This window comes from Congregibacter brevis (genome assembly GCF_045689245.1).
GTDB classification, from domain to species: domain Bacteria; phylum Pseudomonadota; class Gammaproteobacteria; order Pseudomonadales; family Halieaceae; genus Congregibacter; species Congregibacter brevis.
Map to the genome: position 1 here is coordinate 2,751,311 of NZ_CP136865.1, position 16,924 is coordinate 2,768,234.

At 52.9% G+C, this 16,924-nt stretch carries 19 protein-coding genes and 2 tRNA genes; 5 read left to right on the forward strand and 16 right to left on the reverse strand.

What is annotated here, in order from left to right; all coding sequences use genetic code 11:
* Positions 1-132: 132 nt before the first annotated feature.
* From R0137_RS12175 to R0137_RS12185, 3 genes are all read left to right on the forward strand, one after another.
* The gene (locus R0137_RS12175; RefSeq protein WP_407326680.1) at positions 133-513 is read left to right on the forward strand and encodes a PA2817 family protein; all 381 of its coding nucleotides are present in this window, start codon (positions 133-135) and stop codon (positions 511-513) included.
* Between the two features lie 180 nt (positions 514-693).
* Positions 694-769 (forward strand) — tRNA-Glu (locus R0137_RS12180).
* A gap of 87 nt (positions 770-856) precedes the next feature.
* A tRNA-Gly gene (locus R0137_RS12185) sits at positions 857-931 on the forward strand.
* An 89-nt stretch (positions 932-1,020) separates the two neighbouring features.
* Here R0137_RS12185 and R0137_RS12190 read toward each other — a convergent pair.
* From R0137_RS12190 to R0137_RS12215, 6 genes are all read right to left on the reverse strand, one after another.
* Positions 1,021-2,736 carry a tetratricopeptide repeat protein gene (locus tag R0137_RS12190; RefSeq protein ID WP_407326681.1) on the reverse strand — a complete coding sequence of 572 codons (1,716 nt, stop codon included), beginning with the start codon at positions 2,734-2,736 and terminating at the stop codon, positions 1,021-1,023.
* 79 nt (positions 2,737-2,815) lie between these two features.
* A complete protein-coding gene (locus R0137_RS12195; RefSeq protein WP_407326682.1) occupies positions 2,816-3,112 on the reverse strand; it encodes a putative quinol monooxygenase in 297 nt (98 codons plus the stop codon).
* Positions 3,113-3,220: 108 nt separating this feature from the next.
* Positions 3,221-4,747 (reverse strand): DUF1214 domain-containing protein, encoded by a 1,527-nt coding sequence (locus R0137_RS12200; RefSeq protein WP_407326683.1) that lies wholly within the window; start codon positions 4,745-4,747, stop codon positions 3,221-3,223.
* 193 nt (positions 4,748-4,940) lie between these two features.
* Positions 4,941-5,087, reverse strand: coding sequence for a hypothetical protein (locus tag R0137_RS12205; RefSeq protein WP_407326684.1), 147 nt, complete (start codon positions 5,085-5,087; stop codon positions 4,941-4,943).
* A 38-nt stretch (positions 5,088-5,125) separates the two neighbouring features.
* A complete protein-coding gene (locus R0137_RS12210; RefSeq protein WP_407326685.1) occupies positions 5,126-5,620 on the reverse strand; it encodes a hypothetical protein in 495 nt (164 codons plus the stop codon).
* 273 nt (positions 5,621-5,893) lie between these two features.
* Positions 5,894-6,649 carry a hypothetical protein gene (locus tag R0137_RS12215; protein ID WP_407326686.1) on the reverse strand — a complete coding sequence of 252 codons (756 nt, stop codon included), beginning with the start codon at positions 6,647-6,649 and terminating at the stop codon, positions 5,894-5,896.
* Between the two features lie 346 nt (positions 6,650-6,995).
* Here R0137_RS12215 and R0137_RS12220 point away from each other — a divergent pair, with 346 nt between their 5' ends.
* Entirely contained in the window at positions 6,996-7,415 is a 420-nt protein-coding gene (locus tag R0137_RS12220; protein ID WP_407326687.1) for a hypothetical protein, read from the forward strand.
* A gap of 121 nt (positions 7,416-7,536) precedes the next feature.
* Here R0137_RS12220 and R0137_RS12225 read toward each other — a convergent pair whose 3' ends face one another.
* The gene (locus tag R0137_RS12225; RefSeq protein WP_407326688.1) at positions 7,537-8,247 is read right to left on the reverse strand and encodes a hypothetical protein; all 711 of its coding nucleotides are present in this window, start codon (positions 8,245-8,247) and stop codon (positions 7,537-7,539) included.
* Positions 8,248-8,442: 195 nt separating this feature from the next.
* Between R0137_RS12225 and R0137_RS12230 the strand changes: the two genes are divergently transcribed.
* Positions 8,443-9,165, forward strand: coding sequence for an SAM-dependent methyltransferase (locus R0137_RS12230; RefSeq protein ID WP_407326689.1), 723 nt, complete (start codon positions 8,443-8,445; stop codon positions 9,163-9,165).
* Between the two features lie 211 nt (positions 9,166-9,376).
* On the opposite strand, the gene R0137_RS12235 is transcribed toward R0137_RS12230, so the two are convergent.
* From R0137_RS12235 to tusA, 9 genes are all read right to left on the reverse strand, one after another.
* Entirely contained in the window at positions 9,377-10,708 is a 1,332-nt protein-coding gene (locus tag R0137_RS12235; protein ID WP_407326690.1) for an amidohydrolase family protein, read from the reverse strand.
* Between the two features lie 117 nt (positions 10,709-10,825).
* Positions 10,826-11,545, reverse strand: a complete 720-nt coding sequence (locus R0137_RS12240; protein WP_407326691.1) for an NAD(P)-dependent oxidoreductase — start codon at positions 11,543-11,545, stop codon at positions 10,826-10,828.
* A 160-nt stretch (positions 11,546-11,705) separates the two neighbouring features.
* The gene (locus tag R0137_RS12245; RefSeq protein ID WP_407326692.1) at positions 11,706-12,374 is read right to left on the reverse strand and encodes a hypothetical protein; all 669 of its coding nucleotides are present in this window, start codon (positions 12,372-12,374) and stop codon (positions 11,706-11,708) included.
* 183 nt (positions 12,375-12,557) lie between these two features.
* The gene (locus tag R0137_RS12250) at positions 12,558-13,103 is read right to left on the reverse strand and encodes a RidA family protein (RefSeq protein ID WP_407326693.1); all 546 of its coding nucleotides are present in this window, start codon (positions 13,101-13,103) and stop codon (positions 12,558-12,560) included.
* Positions 13,104-13,142: 39 nt separating this feature from the next.
* Complete coding sequence (locus R0137_RS12255; protein WP_407326694.1) at positions 13,143-13,868, reverse strand: hypothetical protein; 726 nt, start codon at positions 13,866-13,868, stop codon at positions 13,143-13,145.
* A 72-nt stretch (positions 13,869-13,940) separates the two neighbouring features.
* The gene (locus R0137_RS12260; protein WP_407326695.1) at positions 13,941-14,459 is read right to left on the reverse strand and encodes a hypothetical protein; all 519 of its coding nucleotides are present in this window, start codon (positions 14,457-14,459) and stop codon (positions 13,941-13,943) included.
* 526 nt (positions 14,460-14,985) lie between these two features.
* Positions 14,986-16,128 (reverse strand): 4-phosphoerythronate dehydrogenase, encoded by a 1,143-nt coding sequence (locus R0137_RS12265; RefSeq protein ID WP_407326696.1) that lies wholly within the window; start codon positions 16,126-16,128, stop codon positions 14,986-14,988.
* A complete protein-coding gene (locus R0137_RS12270; RefSeq protein WP_407326697.1) occupies positions 16,125-16,691 on the reverse strand; it encodes an elongation factor P hydroxylase in 567 nt (188 codons plus the stop codon). The genes R0137_RS12265 and R0137_RS12270 overlap by 4 nt, the downstream gene beginning before the upstream one ends.
* Complete coding sequence (tusA, locus tag R0137_RS12275; RefSeq protein ID WP_407330017.1) at positions 16,657-16,896, reverse strand: sulfurtransferase TusA; 240 nt, start codon at positions 16,894-16,896, stop codon at positions 16,657-16,659. The genes R0137_RS12270 and tusA overlap by 35 nt, the downstream gene beginning before the upstream one ends.
* Positions 16,897-16,924: the final 28 nt, after the last annotated feature.

The window sequence follows — 16,924 nt, forward strand, 5'->3', positions numbered from 1 at the left end:
AGGAGCAGACTGCTACGATCAACACTCGATGATCGATGTCGTGCTACTACGCTGCCGCACCGGCGCGGTTTTTAGAGCGCGGCCAATGTCGGTCTCCCATTGTAAACGCAACGAGCCTAGCGAGAAACGAAAATGAACGATACGGACTTCCATGCCGAGCAAATGGCGCTCTTTGAGTCCTTTAATCAGCGACTGCAGGACTATGCGGCCTCTCCCGATGGAGCAACCCTCGTCGAGCTTGCGCAGCAGTTTGATGTGCTGGCAGCGAATACGAGCCAGGTAATGGACGAAGGTCCCGGACTGATCTATCGCTTGCTTACCATCGCACCGCAGTTTGCTCAGGAGTTTCCCCGAGACCTGCTGTGGTACCTCGGCCAGGAGTGCCTGCATTTTATGCCAGATGACGAAATCAACCTGTTTGCTGAGTTAGATGATCAACGAAGAGCTGCAGATAGCAGTGGACAGGAATTTAGCTGGTCAGAAGCTCGTGCCGCGGCGAAAGCGCTGCAATAAGGCCTTTTTGGACAAAATTCAGCCAAAAAAGCGCCTAAAACCCATCTAAACAACCTCTATCAACCACGACACAAGCTCAAATCCTCTGAACGTCCATAAATGGCTCATCAAGAGGGCCTTTTTGCTTGACGATTATCAGCTCTCTCCATACAATGCGCGCCTCCTGACGAGGAGCGTAACGTCCCCTTCGTCTAGTGGCCTAGGACACCGCCCTTTCACGGCGGTAACAGGGGTTCGAACCCCCTAGGGGACGCCATTTTCACCCTACCGCTTGTTCAGGTAGGATATCGTTAGGAACCGGGGATTCGTTCCCTTCTTGGCCGCAGTATGCGGAACAAGATTTGCGGGTGTAGCTCAGGGGTAGAGCATTTCGTTGCCAACGAAAATGTCGACAGTTCAAATCTGTTCACCCGCTCCAAATTCAAAAGACCAGTCTGCCGACTGGTCTTTTTTTTGCCTGCGCCATAGACTATTGCGGTCGCAAAGATGCTTTTTGCGATACCGGCGTCAGAGTACAGAAGACACAAGTTCTACATCAGCCCGCTTCCATATATTTGAGAAGCGCTCTCGCACCGCAGCGGCCTCCCCCTGTTTGCCCTGCGCTTCTAAACTCAACGCCAAGCCATACAGCGACCATCCGTTGCGGGGATACTGACTCAGATCTCTTCGGTACACCGCCTCTGCGGCAACAAAGTCTCTTTTCTCAAGTAAAGCGTGGCCCAGGGATTGCCGCGTGGGGTAATACCAAAACGGTGGCTCGGTGTACGGCAGCTCATCCTGCGCCGCCACAGCGACCTTGTAGAACTCGATTGCCGCATCAAGATCACCCTTCTGCTGCGCGAGCTCCCCGGAACCTAAAGCCATCGCAATAGCCAACACCTGACTCGCCGGATAATCGTTGCCATCTAAGAACCATATTGACTCGTTATCCATCAGTGGCTCCATAGCAGCGAGCTCGGTTGCGGCGGCGTCAATATCGCCGCCCCGCGACAGAGCGACAGAACGCGCGTAATGCCAAACAGCCAGTGAGAATGGCAAATCGCCGTGCGGCTTAGGCTCGGCCAGAATCTCCTCCCAATGGGCAAAGCGCACCAAAGAAAGAAGTGGCACTGTCTGAAAGAACTCTATCGTCGGAAACTGTTTAATCTGCTCCAGCCGTACATTAGATGCGACCTTACGCCCCGCCTCGATGGCCACGGCACTGCGCCCCTCCATACTCGCTGAGGCCCAGAGGAAATGGATGTTATGAGGGTAATACAGCGCGGGGTAAAAACCCTGAGCGTTGCACTGCGCTATGTAATCTTCGTCGACCTTCGCTGCACGCACGTTGGCCTCGGAGGCATCGTAGTAGCGACCAATGCGCCAATAGATATGTGAGGGCATGTGCACGAGATGACCCGAACCGGGCACAAGGGTCGCCAAATTATCTGCAGCCTTCTCCGCACGCCCGGGGTTTGAGGCGGCCTCGACCGCGTGGATGTACAGATGCAGCGTTAGAGGATGCCGCGAGTTACGCGCCATCACAGTTTCCAGGGCGTCGATAACCTCGCGTGTTTCCGGCCTTGGGTTTTCGCCATCGAGCCAGTAGTTCCAAGGCATGGTATTCATCATGGCTTCAGCGAACATGGCTTGCACGTTGTCATCATCGGGATACTTCGCCGCCACCTCGCGCATCGCGTTGGCATAGGCTAAATCCAGTGGTTCGCGTTCACTCTCAGGATCCCCGTTGTAACGCTGGACCTGGGCTTCTATCAGGTCGCGTTCTTTCTGTGTGGCCGTTGCGCCAAGTGATCGCGCCTTCTGGACCGCTGCAAACGCCGCTTCACGGTCCTGAGGCATCATTATTGCCCTGCCCTTACTCGTGACGTTAATGTTCGGGCCGATAGCAAGTGCCTCGCCCCAAAAACACATGGCACAGACGGGATCCAACCGTTGGGCTGCGCGGAAGGCCCTGACGCCCTCAGCATGGTTGAAGCCCGCGGCCATCATCATTCCCTGATCGAAATAACGCTGAACGCCAGCCACGTCACTAGAGATCGGATAGGTGAAATCACCGAGCCCTTCAAGCAAGGGGGCTCCTGCCCTCGCAACCAACTCGGCGTCGTTGAGACCGACGGGGGCAGCCTCTGGCGCCGCTTCTTCAGCAACAGTGGGTGCTCCGTCCTGCTCTTGGGAACAGGCGACAAGACAAACAAAGGTAAAACTGACCACCCACTTGAACATGACAAACTCTCTCTGCGCGACGTTGTCGCTTTATTGTGCTGAGTTTTGAGCTTAGTTCAGCCTTCAGAGCTTGGCAAAGCTAATGGCTCTCCACGTCTGGGTCAGCAGCCGACACCTGATAGTGCCGCTCAGCACGCTGAGTGACATGCGCCCACATTGAATCGCGAACACGTAATTGATGGGCGTCGAACGCATCGGCGCTTTCAAATTCCTCATAAACGTCAAACACGCATGGCTCGTGTGTTCTTTGAATGACCCGAAACTCAACACACCCCGGCTCTGCCTGAGTGAGAACGATATGCGTGGGTAGCTCTGACAGTATCGCTTTAAGATCACTCTTCGGTACCGCGATATGCCCTTTGAGCACTATCCTCATGATGAAACGCTAATAAGCGCCGCAAAGACAGGCGGCGCATGCGCGTTATCTGTCTCATAGGAGACGTTCAGAATCGTCAAAGGGCTCTCACAGGCTTGGTCGGGTGCGTTACCGCTTTGAAATGTTGACGACGTCGTTCAGCATCCACGTCTTAAACCAATCTTTCGTTTCTGGACGGTACAGACGGAACAGAAAGAACCAATCATTCGCACTTGTCGCACTCTGTGTTGTCACCCAGTTAGCCTCAAAGCCCTTTGGCACCTCATCCAGGCTCGGCGCGTAATAGACATCCACAGACCCATCGGGGTTCTTAACCATCTTATCCAGATCCTTGGTTGAAGCACCCACTCGGTCAACACCACGGTTAAAGTTTTTGGTTTCCATGTTGTAAACGATGGCAGACCAGAAGTCTTTTGCTGGCACATCGCTAGGCACATTGAGCCGATAGGTGTCTTGGCCGTTTAGCAACTTGCCATCGCTGTCACGAAGACCGGTAAGGTAGAAAGTCGCACCGCCAAGTTGGTTTGGCAGGAAGGTCACATAGAAGTACGAAGCTGCACGCTTATCGATAAGAATTTCGTCGCCTTGTTCGAAAGGGAACCCCATCTGTGCTTGAGGGCCAAAGTTCCAGAATGACCACTCCGACATTTTCTCTCCGTCTTTCACCCAAAGAGGCGCGACAGTTTCACCCTCGGTTGTGAATTTCTTCTGCATATACGCATAGGCAAGCTCTAAACCTTCCAGAGCTGCCTTCTTCTGCATCGGCGTTGGACTAAACGTCTCCCCTTTCTTAATCCCGATGCTTTGTAACGTCGAGTAAATAGCACGATCTTTCTCGCGCACAGGGTTGTTCTGAACAACGTCATTGATGTCTTCTATAAACGTCATATTGTAATAAGGCAGGCAGTCGTAAGGCAGCTCTGTTACATCCAGGTATTCAGTAGGTTCGATGTGCCCCTCAACAGCCTCGCTCAGAGCATATACTTTGATCCCCTTAGCGTGACGACCAGCATCTTCGTGCGTGGCGCCATTCATGAGAGTTGGGCGAAAGGCGTAGGAAGCGTCGTGAGTATCCATACCGGGCACGATAATGTATCCCCGTGCTTCGAGTTCTTCAGCTGTGCCGTGCCGGCCATCATAATTGGGCGGTAGGAACAGGTACTTTCCGCCTCTGCCCTCATCGTATCCTTTCGAGCCAACGTCAATCATGGGTACGTGCCACGCGGAGATGAACGAACCAAAGTAATCTATCTTGTCCGTCATTGGTGGCACCACCACAACCTGTGCACCCTGCTTAGTAGAGATCGAACCCCATGCATATGCCGTGGTGTCGTTGGCCGTCAGAAAACCCTTTTCCGAACCAAATGGTCTGGTCACGAAGTTAACCGTCCCGTAGTCACCCCCTGCTCGCTTTGTGGCCTTAACAAAATCCACTTGGGCTACCGCAGGCATGTAATAAATCGCTGCCTGCGTGGCCCGCTGCACCATAATCTGGTACTCAATGTCAGTGTGCTGCTTAGAGCGCGCTAAGATATCGCCGGTATCGTTGAAAGCTGGCTCTGTAGGGCTTACAGCCAAAGAAGCGCCGCTCGCAAACGTAGCGGCCGCCGCCAGTGAAGTAAGCAATTTTTTCATAACACGTATCTCTCTAGTAAAAAGGCATCTTAACCGGGGCGCTACCGAGCAGAGCACCCTTGGAAAATATTATTCACGAATAGACAGATCGGTATCACTGACCGCTTCAGGCGGTGTCGCCAAAAAGCGCGCTTTATGCTGTACGTCTGCCGTCAGCCAGAGGCCGGCGTTGGCAGCCACTCGGCGAGAATATCTATTCGTCCTCTTTTTGCCTTGAAGCGGCTATCGCTACGCCGATTGCTATGCCAATACCTATGCCTGCACCAAGGTTATCCATCGCTATTCCGATTCCTGCCCCAACAGCGGCTCCAATAGCAATGCCTGCGCCAAGTTTATTCAATTCCGTCGTTCCCCTTGCGGCTATGCCCAGTCTAAAGATCAATCCACCGCTTCAAGCGCTTCCCAGAAATCTGTCAGCGGTACATCCTTTGTCATCTCTTCGACCATCTGAACAAAGCCTTCGTTGAAGTAGCCTCGACAAAGTCCCCACATTTGACGCGCTCGAGCTGTACCGAGAATAAAGTAGATCACATCGCGGTAGCTGAGCCAGGCATCGCCGTCCAAGGCACCACTTTGATACTGGAGCCATTCGTGTTCGCGAGCTCGCATTTGAGCGATTATCCAGAACATAAGCTGCGTCTTGTCTTCAAACGTCGCTGCGCGGGATGAGGACATACATTGGCCCAACTTGGGGAATTCAATGAACTTGTAGACGCCCCCTTGATCTGTGTTCAGTGAAACCTGACGAGCTTCAGACAGAAGTAATTGAGTCCCTTGCTTCACTTGCGCTGCCAAGTAAATCAAAGTGACGATTACAAGCACTACGCCGACAATCTGTGCAATGTATGCCCAATCTTCGAGTGTTAGGTCCATTCTCTGTATCCACGTAGCCTGCTGGGCATCCTAAGTTAATCTGTGACGATGGTTTTTGGTCGTTCGCGGTAATCTACAAGGAATGTTCGGTCGCCTGCAATCAGCCAAGAACGGTCGTTTACTTTCTACACGGGCGACCGCAAGCCCACTCAAATAGTTGCGCCCTTCTCTAGCGACGAGAGACCGCTCTTGATCCTCGACGATGAGCTAGCAAGGAATGAGGTAAGCTCAAAAACGTTTAACGCACCTAAACACCGCATTAGCGAGACAGACTTAGATTGACTGTAGCTCTTCTAAAAGCTTGTCTATAAATGCCAGCTTTGCGGTCATCAGATAGATAAAAATGGAGTCTCGTGAGACACCCTCTCGGAGGTAATTACGGAGGTTGGGATGCCGCTTGATCGACTCGAGGACTGCTGCCAAATAATCGGGGTCTAGGTCCAGGTCACAGTTACTGCTGAGACTCTCGCTGATGGATGTGTCGGTAGATAAAACGACGCAATTATCGAGCACGCGCCTTTGAACATCGATAGGCATCACCCCACGAACCTCTCGACGGTAGCGTTTTTCCTCCTCGAACACCCTGTTGGTGGCCTGGCCATAATATGACGCCAGCCTTGATCGAAGAGCCGGATCGCCGATGAGGTCAATGAGACCATTGGCTGCCAGCGCATCATATGCGCCCCGCGCAGAAGTGAACGGAAGAACGTTAGAAGCCTGATAGAGGGCGACAACAAGATCTCCGGGGTCAGCTAGCGGCTGCTTATCCCACGCAGCTAGGGCGACCTCCGCGTAGTCACGCACTGTCTCGTGATACTCGATAAGCGAGGTGATATCACTACGCTCTACTTTTAGATCGGAAATGAGCTGTACGCGGTACTCATCAGCCGACTCGCGGTCCAGTCGCTCATCGTTCCAGCGATCAAGTTGGAAACCAAAAAAGATACCTATGACTAGTAGAACGAGCTCGATAAGCGCTGTGAACCAGTCGTGACTGCGTAGCGCTCTGCCAACTCTAGCGAGAATCAAAGATCAGCACTCTCTATTAGGGCGCGACTTGACGCGCAAAAACAATACATCGAGGTCGCGAAGACCGATGCCCGAGCATCACAACCGTCGACGGGACGAAGTATACATCGCTCTCGCCTTACTGCGGCCATGAAACGTGCGCGGTCGTTCGGCTCTCCTCTGCAGAGCGTCGGGTTTCGGCTAGACGCGCAAAAAAGCCACCCGGCGAACTCAACGGGTCTTTAGCCACGTCGCAAAACACCTCAAGGCGGAAGTCAGTATGCCGACTCTCAATCAAGTCGCTCTTCTAGATTGAGAATTAGCGTCCGCGGGGTGTATCGTAGCGTGACGTACAAGAGGTAACGCAATGATCGGAACTTGGAGCATACACACCGCCAGCTTCCTGGCCTGGTTTCCTGTGCTTGTTATGGTTGTTTTCGGACTGCCCATGCTAATAGCCCCAATGACATGGGGTCGGGTGATCGGGTTCCGTCTGCCGGAGCATACTGACCTAGCGGTGTACTTCGGGCGCTCCCTGGGGGTGGCGCTTTCAGGACTCTCGCTGGCGGCTTATGGCGCCATCATTTACGCACCGGCGCAGGGTGTCGTAATGGATGCGTTGATCCTGACCGCTGGCTTGTATGTACTGATACATATATACGGGGCTGTAATGCGGATACAGCCGCTCATAGAAACGCTCGAGATTGGTTTTTTCACGGGCCTTGTTCTACTAATGTTGGCTGTGTATCCCATCGGAGGCGAATCAGGATTGCTCCGAGGCTGGTGAGTCTCGGCGCCCCCGTCACCACCGGGATAATGCCCTCTAACACCTCATAGCGGCCGTTAGCTAAGCTAAAAACTCGGAGGTCTTAGTGGCGGCCTTCGAGAAGAAGCGAGCTACGGTCGAACTATTCAGGCACCGCTATCTCATTCAAAACGCTATCCACTCTTGCGATATAGATCTCGTTCAGGCTCTGTATATTCAATTGAAGGCTATACATGCTAGTCAACGCACCCCGTGCCAGTGTTGATTCCCAGAGGCCCTCAACGTCTATATCGTGAAATGAAAGCTGGGCAGCGGGTATCGCAGGTGACCGGGTGGGATTCAAGTACGGCGCCATAGCCTCGAGGCTAGAGCCCCATGTTCGGAGTAAGGTGTCGTTCGATTCCTCTGCCACGTCCGACGAGTACGCCAGTCTACGAAGAGAATTTCGAAGCGACTCCCGCTCTATCAAATCGAGCCGTGATGAGACGAGAAGATCTCGAAGGCCCAGAGGAGCACTAGGCAGAGGAACTGAATCAAAGGCCCTTGCTAATTGCTGTGCGGCATCGTGTCTTGATGGCGGCTTTCCGTCCTCCATTGAACTCAGAAAGGAATCAATTTGTACTGTCCTCTGGTAGGCACGGTCTCGAGAGCTCTCCAATAGCCCTTTCATGTCTTGGAGGTCCGTTGCAAGCTCGCTTAACAGGCGTTGCGTATGCTGCTTCTCTGCTGCCATATCATTCCAGTTCGACACCTGCATACCGATGAAGACACCGACTATGACGATTGCGAAGTCGAGTCCTACGGCAAACCAGTTTTGATCTTTCACATGTTTTGTCAGGCTGCGGAGAATCACTGGAGGTCTATTCCTAATGGGCTCTGGTAGTCTTAAGTCACGATTAGAGCATAGCCCAAAACGACTCTTAGTAGGCGAAAGCGGCCGGTCAGTGAGGGTCGAATTGGATGTTATTAGCGGCCGCGTCCGGCCATAAGCAGTCACCCACCGGGGTTTTGGTATGGTGCATATGTTTAAGTTCACGGTTGCATCAACATGAGTCCATTCAACAGTCCTCTTAGCAACAACAAAGCCGACTATTTAATTGAATGCCTTAAGGTTGACAATGGCAATGTGGTTTTAGACATCGGATGTGGTGACGGGGAGTTTTTAATTCGCCTATTGGAGGCATCCGATGTGCGAGGCATTGGGGTCGACATTAACCAAGCTTGTATAGCTACGGCATCAACAAGAGCCACGGAAAGACTCAGGAACGGCGCTGTCGAGTTTCGACACGGCGATTTCTTGGAGCAAACGTTTGAAAGCAACTCCTTTGACGTTGTCATTTGTATCGGCGCATCCCACGTGTTTGACAGTGGGGAGATGGCTTATCCAGCCTGTATCGATGCAGTGACACAATTGCTGAAACCGGGTGGTCGAGCGCTTATTGGTGAGAGCTACTGGAAGCGCCCACCCGAGAGCGAGTATGTCGAGTTTATTGGCGAGCCTGTAGGAATCTATCAAGATCACCAAGGTAACGTCTCCGTCGCCGAATCGCTTGGGTTAGACGCAGTATGTGCAGTGGTTTCTAGCGATGAAGAGTGGGACGCGTTTGAGTGGAGCCACTACCGCCAAGCTCATAGGTACGCTGCCGAGAACCCAAACACCCCCGCAGCAACACAACGCCTTGAACGCTCGCGCATGTGGAGAGATGGCTATTTGCGCTGGGGAAGAACCACGATGGGCTTCGGGTTCTATCTCCTCATCAATGGTACCTAAGGGACCAGCCAACGACGCCTATGGGTTGTTAGCAGCCGTTTCACCTTGGCCAACCCAAACTTCAGCTCCCAGGCGAAAGCGCTCTTGGTGGTAACTCACGCTTTCATCTCAATACGGTCTTTAACTTTGAGGTGGTTTCCGTAAAAGTTACGACCGCAATCGGCCCGAAGCAGTCATTCACACAAACGACAGCGCTTTCAGGAACGTTCGTTTAATTCATGGCATCCTTGTAGATCACGCCGCCCTTTACGACCATCAGGATGTGCTCGGGCCTCACACGAGTTATGTCTTCCATGGGATTGCCATCAAGTAGCACCGCGTCCCCCCAAGCCCCTGTTTGAATAACACCGAGCTTATGTGCCTTGTAGGGATTCATCTCTCCTGCCATCTCTACGATCTGCGCCGCGTTAGAGGTCGCCATCTTCAGCGTCTCAATCTCCGTGAAACCAAATTTTGTCACGGGAACCACCATGTTTTCATTGATGCTTGGCATCCCCACTGGACCGAACAAATCCCCTCCAAGGCCTATCAGAACACCCGCCTTCCTGGCGGCGGCGGCTGATTTTTTAGCGCCTACACAAATCTCAAGTGCCTTCTTTTTTTGATCTGCGTTCCAGAAGCCGATCTTCTCCGGCTCGCAGACAGGACCAACAGCTGCAAAAGCCTGAAAGGACCATGCCACACCCTCTTTTGCCATGCGCTTGAAGGTCTTTTCGCCAGACAGAAAACCATGCTCTATGACCTTTACACCACCATCAATAGCTCTGTTTACTCCTGCGTCAGTATAGACGTGGGCCATAGCATAGGTTGTGTAGTCTTCAGCGATCTCAACTGCCGCCTTGATTTCATCTAGGGTGAATTCATTCACCCAAAGTGGGTCGAACTCGGATGACAACCCTCCACCCAGCATGAGTTTGATTTGAGTCGCCCCACCGCGAAGGACCGAGCGAGTCGCCTCAAGCACTTCTGCACGCCCATCCACAACAAAACTCTGTTGTGCTTTTTCCATGTAATCCATGTCATCAGGTGCATCATGAATAAATCCGAAGTCGCCATGGCCGCCTGTTGGGCCGATCCATGGACCGCTGGATAAGTGACGAGGACCAACAATCTTTCCCATTTTCACCAACGCGCCCAGACTTCTTGAATCAGAACCCGCGCCTCTAGTCGTCGTGAAACCTTGCTCCAATTGTTGTTTCATGTCGTATGCAGCGAGAGCACCGTGTGCTGCCGAATCCAACTTCCTCCAACCGGGCGGGCCATCGTGCAACATGAAGTGCGTATGCAGGTCGATAAAGCCTGGCATAAGATACATTCCTTCACCATCGACCACTTGAGCGCCTGGTGCCACAATATCAGTGGCGGAGATCTTCTCGAATACTTCATCCTCGATAAGAACGTTCATTCCCGGCTCGAACTCGTCCGAGGTGCCATCCCAAAGGTTTACATTTGTAATGAGCAACGTGTCTGCCAGCACGAATTCGGCTAAGGACAACAACGCAGCAAAGGCACAAAATCGAGCAGCTCCGTACGAAAATTTCATAATCAATCCATCCCAGGAAACTATTATTAAGGTTGTAAGGCTAAGCGCCTGTTATGAAAAGTAACAGCGCGTAGATGGCCTTGCAATGCAGGTCAATGTCGCAAGAATTACTAAACACTAACTGTTGTAGATCACAGGCATCTGGCCCACCCACCGCTCCCAAACCGCGTCGTCATCAATGAGAGTCGCCATGAAATCGGCTACGTTGATTCTACTAGTCTCGCCTGCATTGAAAATAGCGCTTCTAGTTGGGGATGCATGCAGGGTAACGTCACTGGGTTCAGACTCGTCGATCAATGCGTCGGGGCGAACAACGACCCAAGATATCGTATCGTCATTCCGGCCAATTCGAGTCCTGAGATGTTCTGCCGCGTCCTCATTGTCGGCATGCGGGGGAAGAAGTAGCCGCAAGAGGCTTATCACGCATTTGTGGCCAGTCGACAGTTGCTCGACTAGGTCTCGATTACTGTTCCCCGCTGTATTCATCAATACAAACTTTACAGTTCTCTCGGGCTTGTTCTTTTGCACGGCGCTGCAGAGTCGTCTGGTGGTGTCCGTAACAAGCTGTCGAGGGGGCAGAAACATTCCCTTGAAGCTCAGGTTGTGGCCGAGGCAGGATGCTATCGCGTCACAGCCCCTGACGTACTCCGCCATTACTTGATCTGAAATATGCCATACGCTCGCTTCAATAATGGTCAGGCGATCGTTAGTCGCTAGCGTCTCTGGCATTGCCCCCCTCTCTCTCACGATTGCTCTTACGTGTTCCCCGCGCCCGAGCAGCTGCTCAACCAACAGACGTCCCGTGGCACCGCTAGCGCCAATCACCAATGTCGTCATTCTTCTAACCTTCAGTATGCGTACGGACGACCCGCCGTACCAATGTGCAAATCTCAGGTAATCGTAAAGTGTCAGAGGAAAAGTGGATATTCAACCGATCGCTTCTGAAGGTCAGTTGATCGCATCGACGCTAAGCAGCCCGCGAAGCTAGTTTGAGTGACTAGGCTTCCTCACCAATTGTAAGTTTGATCGCATTGATAGCAGCCTGAGCAGCTGCGCTCTGATCGAAAGCTAGAGCATTGCCCGTCACTAGCGCGATACTAGTCCACTCGCGGAGCAATAGAGCGAGCTGAGCATTGTCCAAAACTTTCTCAACTACCCCGCGATCAACAGGACCAGCATCTTTAGATGGGGCGCATGGGTACAGATATCGCTCACTTCCGCCATCTTCAATGTAGCAGCTTTGCCAGTATCGATCTTGAAGGTCTATGGGTAGCAGTTGGCGCACAAATGAGCGGTATGCTGGGGGGGTCTCTAGAGCGAAGGTTGCACGATCATGGATAGCCTGATATTGCTCAAAAGACTCGATGATCCGCCGGTCACTAGGTAATCCCGCGCGCCGAAGCTCGTCATAGGTCGTCCGGCGGATGTTTGGACGCTGCCATTGCGAAGCATGCATGAGGTCGACGACAACGGGCCAACAGTCATCTTCGCAGCCAACTTGGTTTTCTATGAGTGAAAGTACACGGCGTGCTGCGGCTCCTCCGACGAGCAGCCCATCGCCAACTGTGCGTGTGCGCTTAGAATTCTGCTCAATCTCCGAACTTAGCTCAACCAGAAGGCGGTGCTCGTGCTCTTTAGCGCTTCGCGCTTCGTTCCAGTTCGACACCTGAATACCGATGAAGACGCCAACAACGACAATAAAAAAAATCGATAGATATCGCAGTCCAGTTCTGTTCTTGCAAGAGCTGTGTCACGCGTCTAAGCAACATGTTACGTCTTCAAACCCCATGACTACAAAACTGTGGCTTTAGGCTACGCTGCCCACAGGAACAAAAGATTCTTTTACGACTCAATGCGGAACCACGTTTCCAGTTGGGGTTGGTGCATAGGCCTCCAATTCAATTTCGATAAGAAATTCGGGCAACGCCAGCCCCTTCACCTCTAACCAGCTACCGGTGGGAAATTCACTCTCATAAAGCTCCGCACGGAATTCACCCGAGACCTCGACGAATTTAGCCATATCAGTCGTAAAGACGTTCTCAACAACAACGTGCTCAAAGGTCAATCCGTAGTGCGCAAGAATCACTTCGAGATCCCCATAGACGTTCTTCATTTGCTCCGCCATATCCCCTAGCGCAGTGGGGTTGCCCTGGGAGTCCATACTCACGGCACCCGACACTTTTACCTCATGTCCAATCCGCACTGCGTGCGTGTAGCCGTAAGCCTTCTCAACCTCTGGACGAAGCATAAAGTACTCGGGCTCCGCCGCGAGAACCGGCGCGCCCAGCAAAAACGCAAACAAAAGCATTAATGTGCGTCGTATGACTGAACGAAAATCCATCAGCCCTTCTGTTTCCTGCAGTCCAGTTGTGAATCGCAGCCCGTTCGCTCTCATACATCGCTCTCCATATTGATGAAACACCGCCTCGTAACTTCAGCTGTAGATTAGCGCAAAGCCGTAGCCAGCATTAGGCGTCGCTGGCGCAGACCAAAAGTATACAAGCGCAGACAGGCCCAACCATACTGTGAACATCAGCGGGTAAGGCCAACGGTGTAGGCAGAATCGTGCGGCCAGTAAAGTCGTCACTGCTGTGCCAGCTAAGGCGATCAAAACGGGTATTGCCGCTAAAGTCCCAGCTCCGCTGAGAGACGCCTGAATTGCAATGCTGGCCCACTGTGCTGGCAACAGCGCAAGAAACCAATCGGGCAGCGCGCCTGGGAAAAGCGAGACTATGAGCAAAACCGATGCCTCGCCTGCAACAACGAACAAGGCCATCAACCATCCTCGCTGAGAGAGCGTTATCGCAAACAGAGCCCCTCGAGCAGAGAAACTTACGGTGGCGATCACCATAGCCAATACGGTTGAGAAAGGATGCGTGGGTGCGGGCATTCCTAGCAATAATGCAAATACAATCAAGGACGCACCATTCATCAACGCCAAAGAGACCGCGAGACCAAAGCGCCCCGCCGTCGACGCCGCTATGATGCCAACGCCCATCAGACCTAAGGTCAGTATTGGGCCGCTGCTAATTACCAGAGATGAGGGTGATCCCGAGAGTGTCAGCAACACCAGAATAGGCACTGCGACGCCGAGCACCACCGTGGCGGACCAGGCTGAAGCTGGCCAAGTTAGACGTTTAAGGGGGCGTAATGGAATCATAGCGAAGAGCCTGACCGAAGCCTCACTTGTTGTCGACCTCTACTACGAGTCATTGACAATTAGGCGCCGCCCTCAATCCCGCGGCAAAAGGTCCTGCACCGTAGGCAGCCTGCACTCCCCTGAGCCATAGGCGCCCTTTTCGATGATAGCGTCCACCTCCTTAACAAATGATTCTCGCCAGCTATCCTCTTGATCGCGCCAGAGCCGCCGGTTGCACGGATTTCCAAACTCAAACGCCATGTACGTCTTGGCGGCTGTCCAACCCTCCTCGGAAAGCATCCCAATCTCATACTGAAAATGCTCATTTGCAAAATAGATAAATCGAGCCTCGGTCTCGCTGCGCAACATGGCTAAATCCACCAACTTGACGGAATCCGGGTCGTACGTAGCACGGTAATGCGCTTGCGAGAGTGCCTCCGGCGAATAAATGCTTGTGGCCAGATCGAGGGCCATAGCTGAGCGCTGTTGAAAGATGTCTGCCATAGCCACGTTCTGGCTTTGCTTCAATTCGTACGCGACGAGTACAAGTGATGCAATAACGCCAAGGGCTGCCCCCATCTGTGCCATCCATTGATAGCTTGGTCTAAGCATCCCCTACACTCCTCACAATCGATGAACCCATGAGCCTACACCGTAACGATGAACAGCGCAGCGCCTAAACGCGAAGACAACTATTAGCCCTAAAGGTGCACGAGCTAAGGCCGAGGCTATTGCAGAGCTGGGCAGCCGTATGGAAGCCCTTGAGTCAGGGTTGAGCACGTTGATTGCGGAGCAATGCCCTGCAGGAGTTCAATCTCGAAAACAAAGATCACCTTATCAAGAGTGTTGCTCCGGAATAATGAGCACTCACTAGCCTACTGCGAGAACGAATCGCCGGCGATATGAATCATGCAGCGATTGGCGAGCGCCGCTTTTCTGTGCCGCGATAGAAGTATCGTCTGGTAATGACATTAGCCTTTGAAGTTGTGACTGTGTTGGTGTTGCCTTGACGCCGTTAAACTCCTATTTCAACGTTGCAATAGTGATAGAGCATAACCTCGTGACAACGCTGTGGCTTATGCAGACGCTGTGGCTTATACAGTAGCCGTAAGATCTAAAGAACAGCACTCATAGGTAGTTAGGCAAGTGCAACACCCAAAGCTCGCGCCATACGTCTAAGCGGAGGGCTCGCGTCGCCTCCTACGAAGGGTAACCGAGTTCCCCGCAGCTCTTCACGCTTTCGATACTCCCGACGGAGCGCATCAAAACCTGCGGCGCGTTCTGCGGCCGGCAGCTTGGCAAGGTTTCTGAATAACAGATTGTCCTCAGCGATTGTGTAGCGCTGCTGTATGAGCTCGCGCGCGGCACTGCATCCAGTCTCTTGCACCGGAGCTAGGTCAGCCACAGTATTTTCATCAATCTGGATTGGGGTTTCGACCAACTGCATTTTGCGAAGGTGTTCGTACAGCATCTTTGTCGCATTCCACTTTGCCTCCCAGCTGTATCCAGCGATATGAGCGCTTGCCAGTTTGAGCGATGGCATGGCAAGCAGTGACCAATCACACTCAGGCTCGCCTTCCCATACATCAAGCACGCAGTTGACTGGGCTTTCACTCTGGAGATGCTTTAGCAAGGCTCGATTATCAATGACAGCCCCACGCGCGGCGTTAATCAGCCATTGGCGGTTATCCAGTGCCGCCAAAGCTTCCGCGTCAATCAAGTGGTAGCTCGGCCAAGGCGATTGCTGGTGCAAAGAACAGTGCAAACTGATTACCCGACAATCGAGTATGTCCTGCAGTGACGCCCAATCCACCTCGGCGTCTTCGGCAGCAAGCCACGGGTCATAAACTTTTACGTGCCACCCGAGATCCCCAGCTACCTGCGCCAGCAAGCGGCCCACGTGGCCATGACCCACAATGCCGAGCGCATCGCCCGCTTCCAGGCGCTCCCATGGCTCTTGAAGTTCTGCCAGAGCGGCCAGGACGTATTCCACAACGGAATTCGCGTTGGCGCCCGGCGCCGCAGCGAAGCGAATTCCATTGGCTGCGAGCGCGTCCTGATCGACATGCTCCACACCGGCGGTCGCTGTGCCTACAAACCGCAATTGACTCTTCTGCACTAGCTCTTGAGTCACTGGCGTAATAGAACGCACCCAAAGAGCATCTACTTCCTCAAGATCAGCGGCTGAAATGCTGCGTCCGGGTAGTGTACGAATCTCTAATCCTTCACTTGGCAGAAGATCCAAGCCCACCATGTTCTGGTCCGCAAGAACTCGGATCATCGTAAGTCCTCGACCGCAAACTCCAGCGTGTCCAATGAAACTTTCAAGCCACGGGATGCAGCTAGGGCATCAAACATCCTCTCTGCTCTTCGGGGGAGTCCTTGAGCTACAAAGCCTCGGGCTTGTATTACGACGGCACTCGCGAATCTGCTGGCCGCCTCTGCATCAATGGGCGCGTCGAGGTTATCCATGCTCAAGCTAAACCGAATGCCCGACGATCGCGCAAAGCACCACTCCAACGCTTGCGGCCTTGCTTCAGCGTTTAAAAAGGCCTGCTGGGCCTCGCTACCGCGCCCATCGGGATCGTACCAATATCCGTAGTCGAGTTGCTTCCTGCGAACAGTTCCAGCGATACACCAATGGGCGATCTCATGCAGTGCACTGGACGCAAAATCCTCGCGAAAGTAGATACATGCTGGCGCGCCTGTACTAGAGGGCTCGTAGAGTGGCTCCATGGCGCCGCCTTTCAGGCAGGTATCGTGGCTTACAAGAAAAAGATCATTAAAGATCTCGATTATCTGCTCGGCTTCAAGCGCCTTTGACAATGGTATAGCGGAATTCATCGTTCTGTTCTTCGCTTAACTCAAGCTCATGTCCGAGAAATCGGCAAAACTGGGGAACATCCCGCTGAGTGGTCGGGTCTGTCGCAATAACTAACAGTCGCTGTCCCGGCGATAGCTCGGCTACTGCCTTGTGAAGAAGCATTACCGGCTCAGGACAGTTAAGACCGCGAGCATCCAAGGTAACCATAGTCTCTTCTGCACTCATGGGGGTGGCACCAAAGTGTTCATGACAG

Coding starts and splice junctions, on each gene's coding strand:
- R0137_RS12175 (WP_407326680.1), top strand. CDS start 133: ATGAACGATACGGACTTCCATGCCGAGCAAATGGCGCTCTTTGAGTCC.
- R0137_RS12190 (WP_407326681.1), bottom strand. CDS start 2,736: ATGTTCAAGTGGGTGGTCAGTTTTACCTTTGTTTGTCTTGTCGCCTGT.
- R0137_RS12195 (WP_407326682.1), bottom strand. CDS start 3,112: ATGAGGATAGTGCTCAAAGGGCATATCGCGGTACCGAAGAGTGATCTT.
- R0137_RS12200 (WP_407326683.1), bottom strand. CDS start 4,747: ATGAAAAAATTGCTTACTTCACTGGCGGCGGCCGCTACGTTTGCGAGC.
- R0137_RS12210 (WP_407326685.1), bottom strand. CDS start 5,620: ATGGACCTAACACTCGAAGATTGGGCATACATTGCACAGATTGTCGGC.
- R0137_RS12220 (WP_407326687.1), top strand. CDS start 6,996: ATGATCGGAACTTGGAGCATACACACCGCCAGCTTCCTGGCCTGGTTT.
- R0137_RS12230 (WP_407326689.1), top strand. CDS start 8,443: ATGAGTCCATTCAACAGTCCTCTTAGCAACAACAAAGCCGACTATTTA.
- R0137_RS12235 (WP_407326690.1), bottom strand. CDS start 10,708: ATGAAATTTTCGTACGGAGCTGCTCGATTTTGTGCCTTTGCTGCGTTG.
- R0137_RS12240 (WP_407326691.1), bottom strand. CDS start 11,545: ATGACGACATTGGTGATTGGCGCTAGCGGTGCCACGGGACGTCTGTTG.
- R0137_RS12250 (WP_407326693.1), bottom strand. CDS start 13,103: ATGAGAGCGAACGGGCTGCGATTCACAACTGGACTGCAGGAAACAGAA.
- R0137_RS12255 (WP_407326694.1), bottom strand. CDS start 13,868: ATGATTCCATTACGCCCCCTTAAACGTCTAACTTGGCCAGCTTCAGCC.
- R0137_RS12260 (WP_407326695.1), bottom strand. CDS start 14,459: ATGCTTAGACCAAGCTATCAATGGATGGCACAGATGGGGGCAGCCCTT.
- R0137_RS12265 (WP_407326696.1), bottom strand. CDS start 16,128: ATGATCCGAGTTCTTGCGGACCAGAACATGGTGGGCTTGGATCTTCTG.
- R0137_RS12270 (WP_407326697.1), bottom strand. CDS start 16,691: ATGAATTCCGCTATACCATTGTCAAAGGCGCTTGAAGCCGAGCAGATA.
- tusA (WP_407330017.1), bottom strand. CDS start 16,896: ATGAGTGCAGAAGAGACTATGGTTACCTTGGATGCTCGCGGTCTTAAC.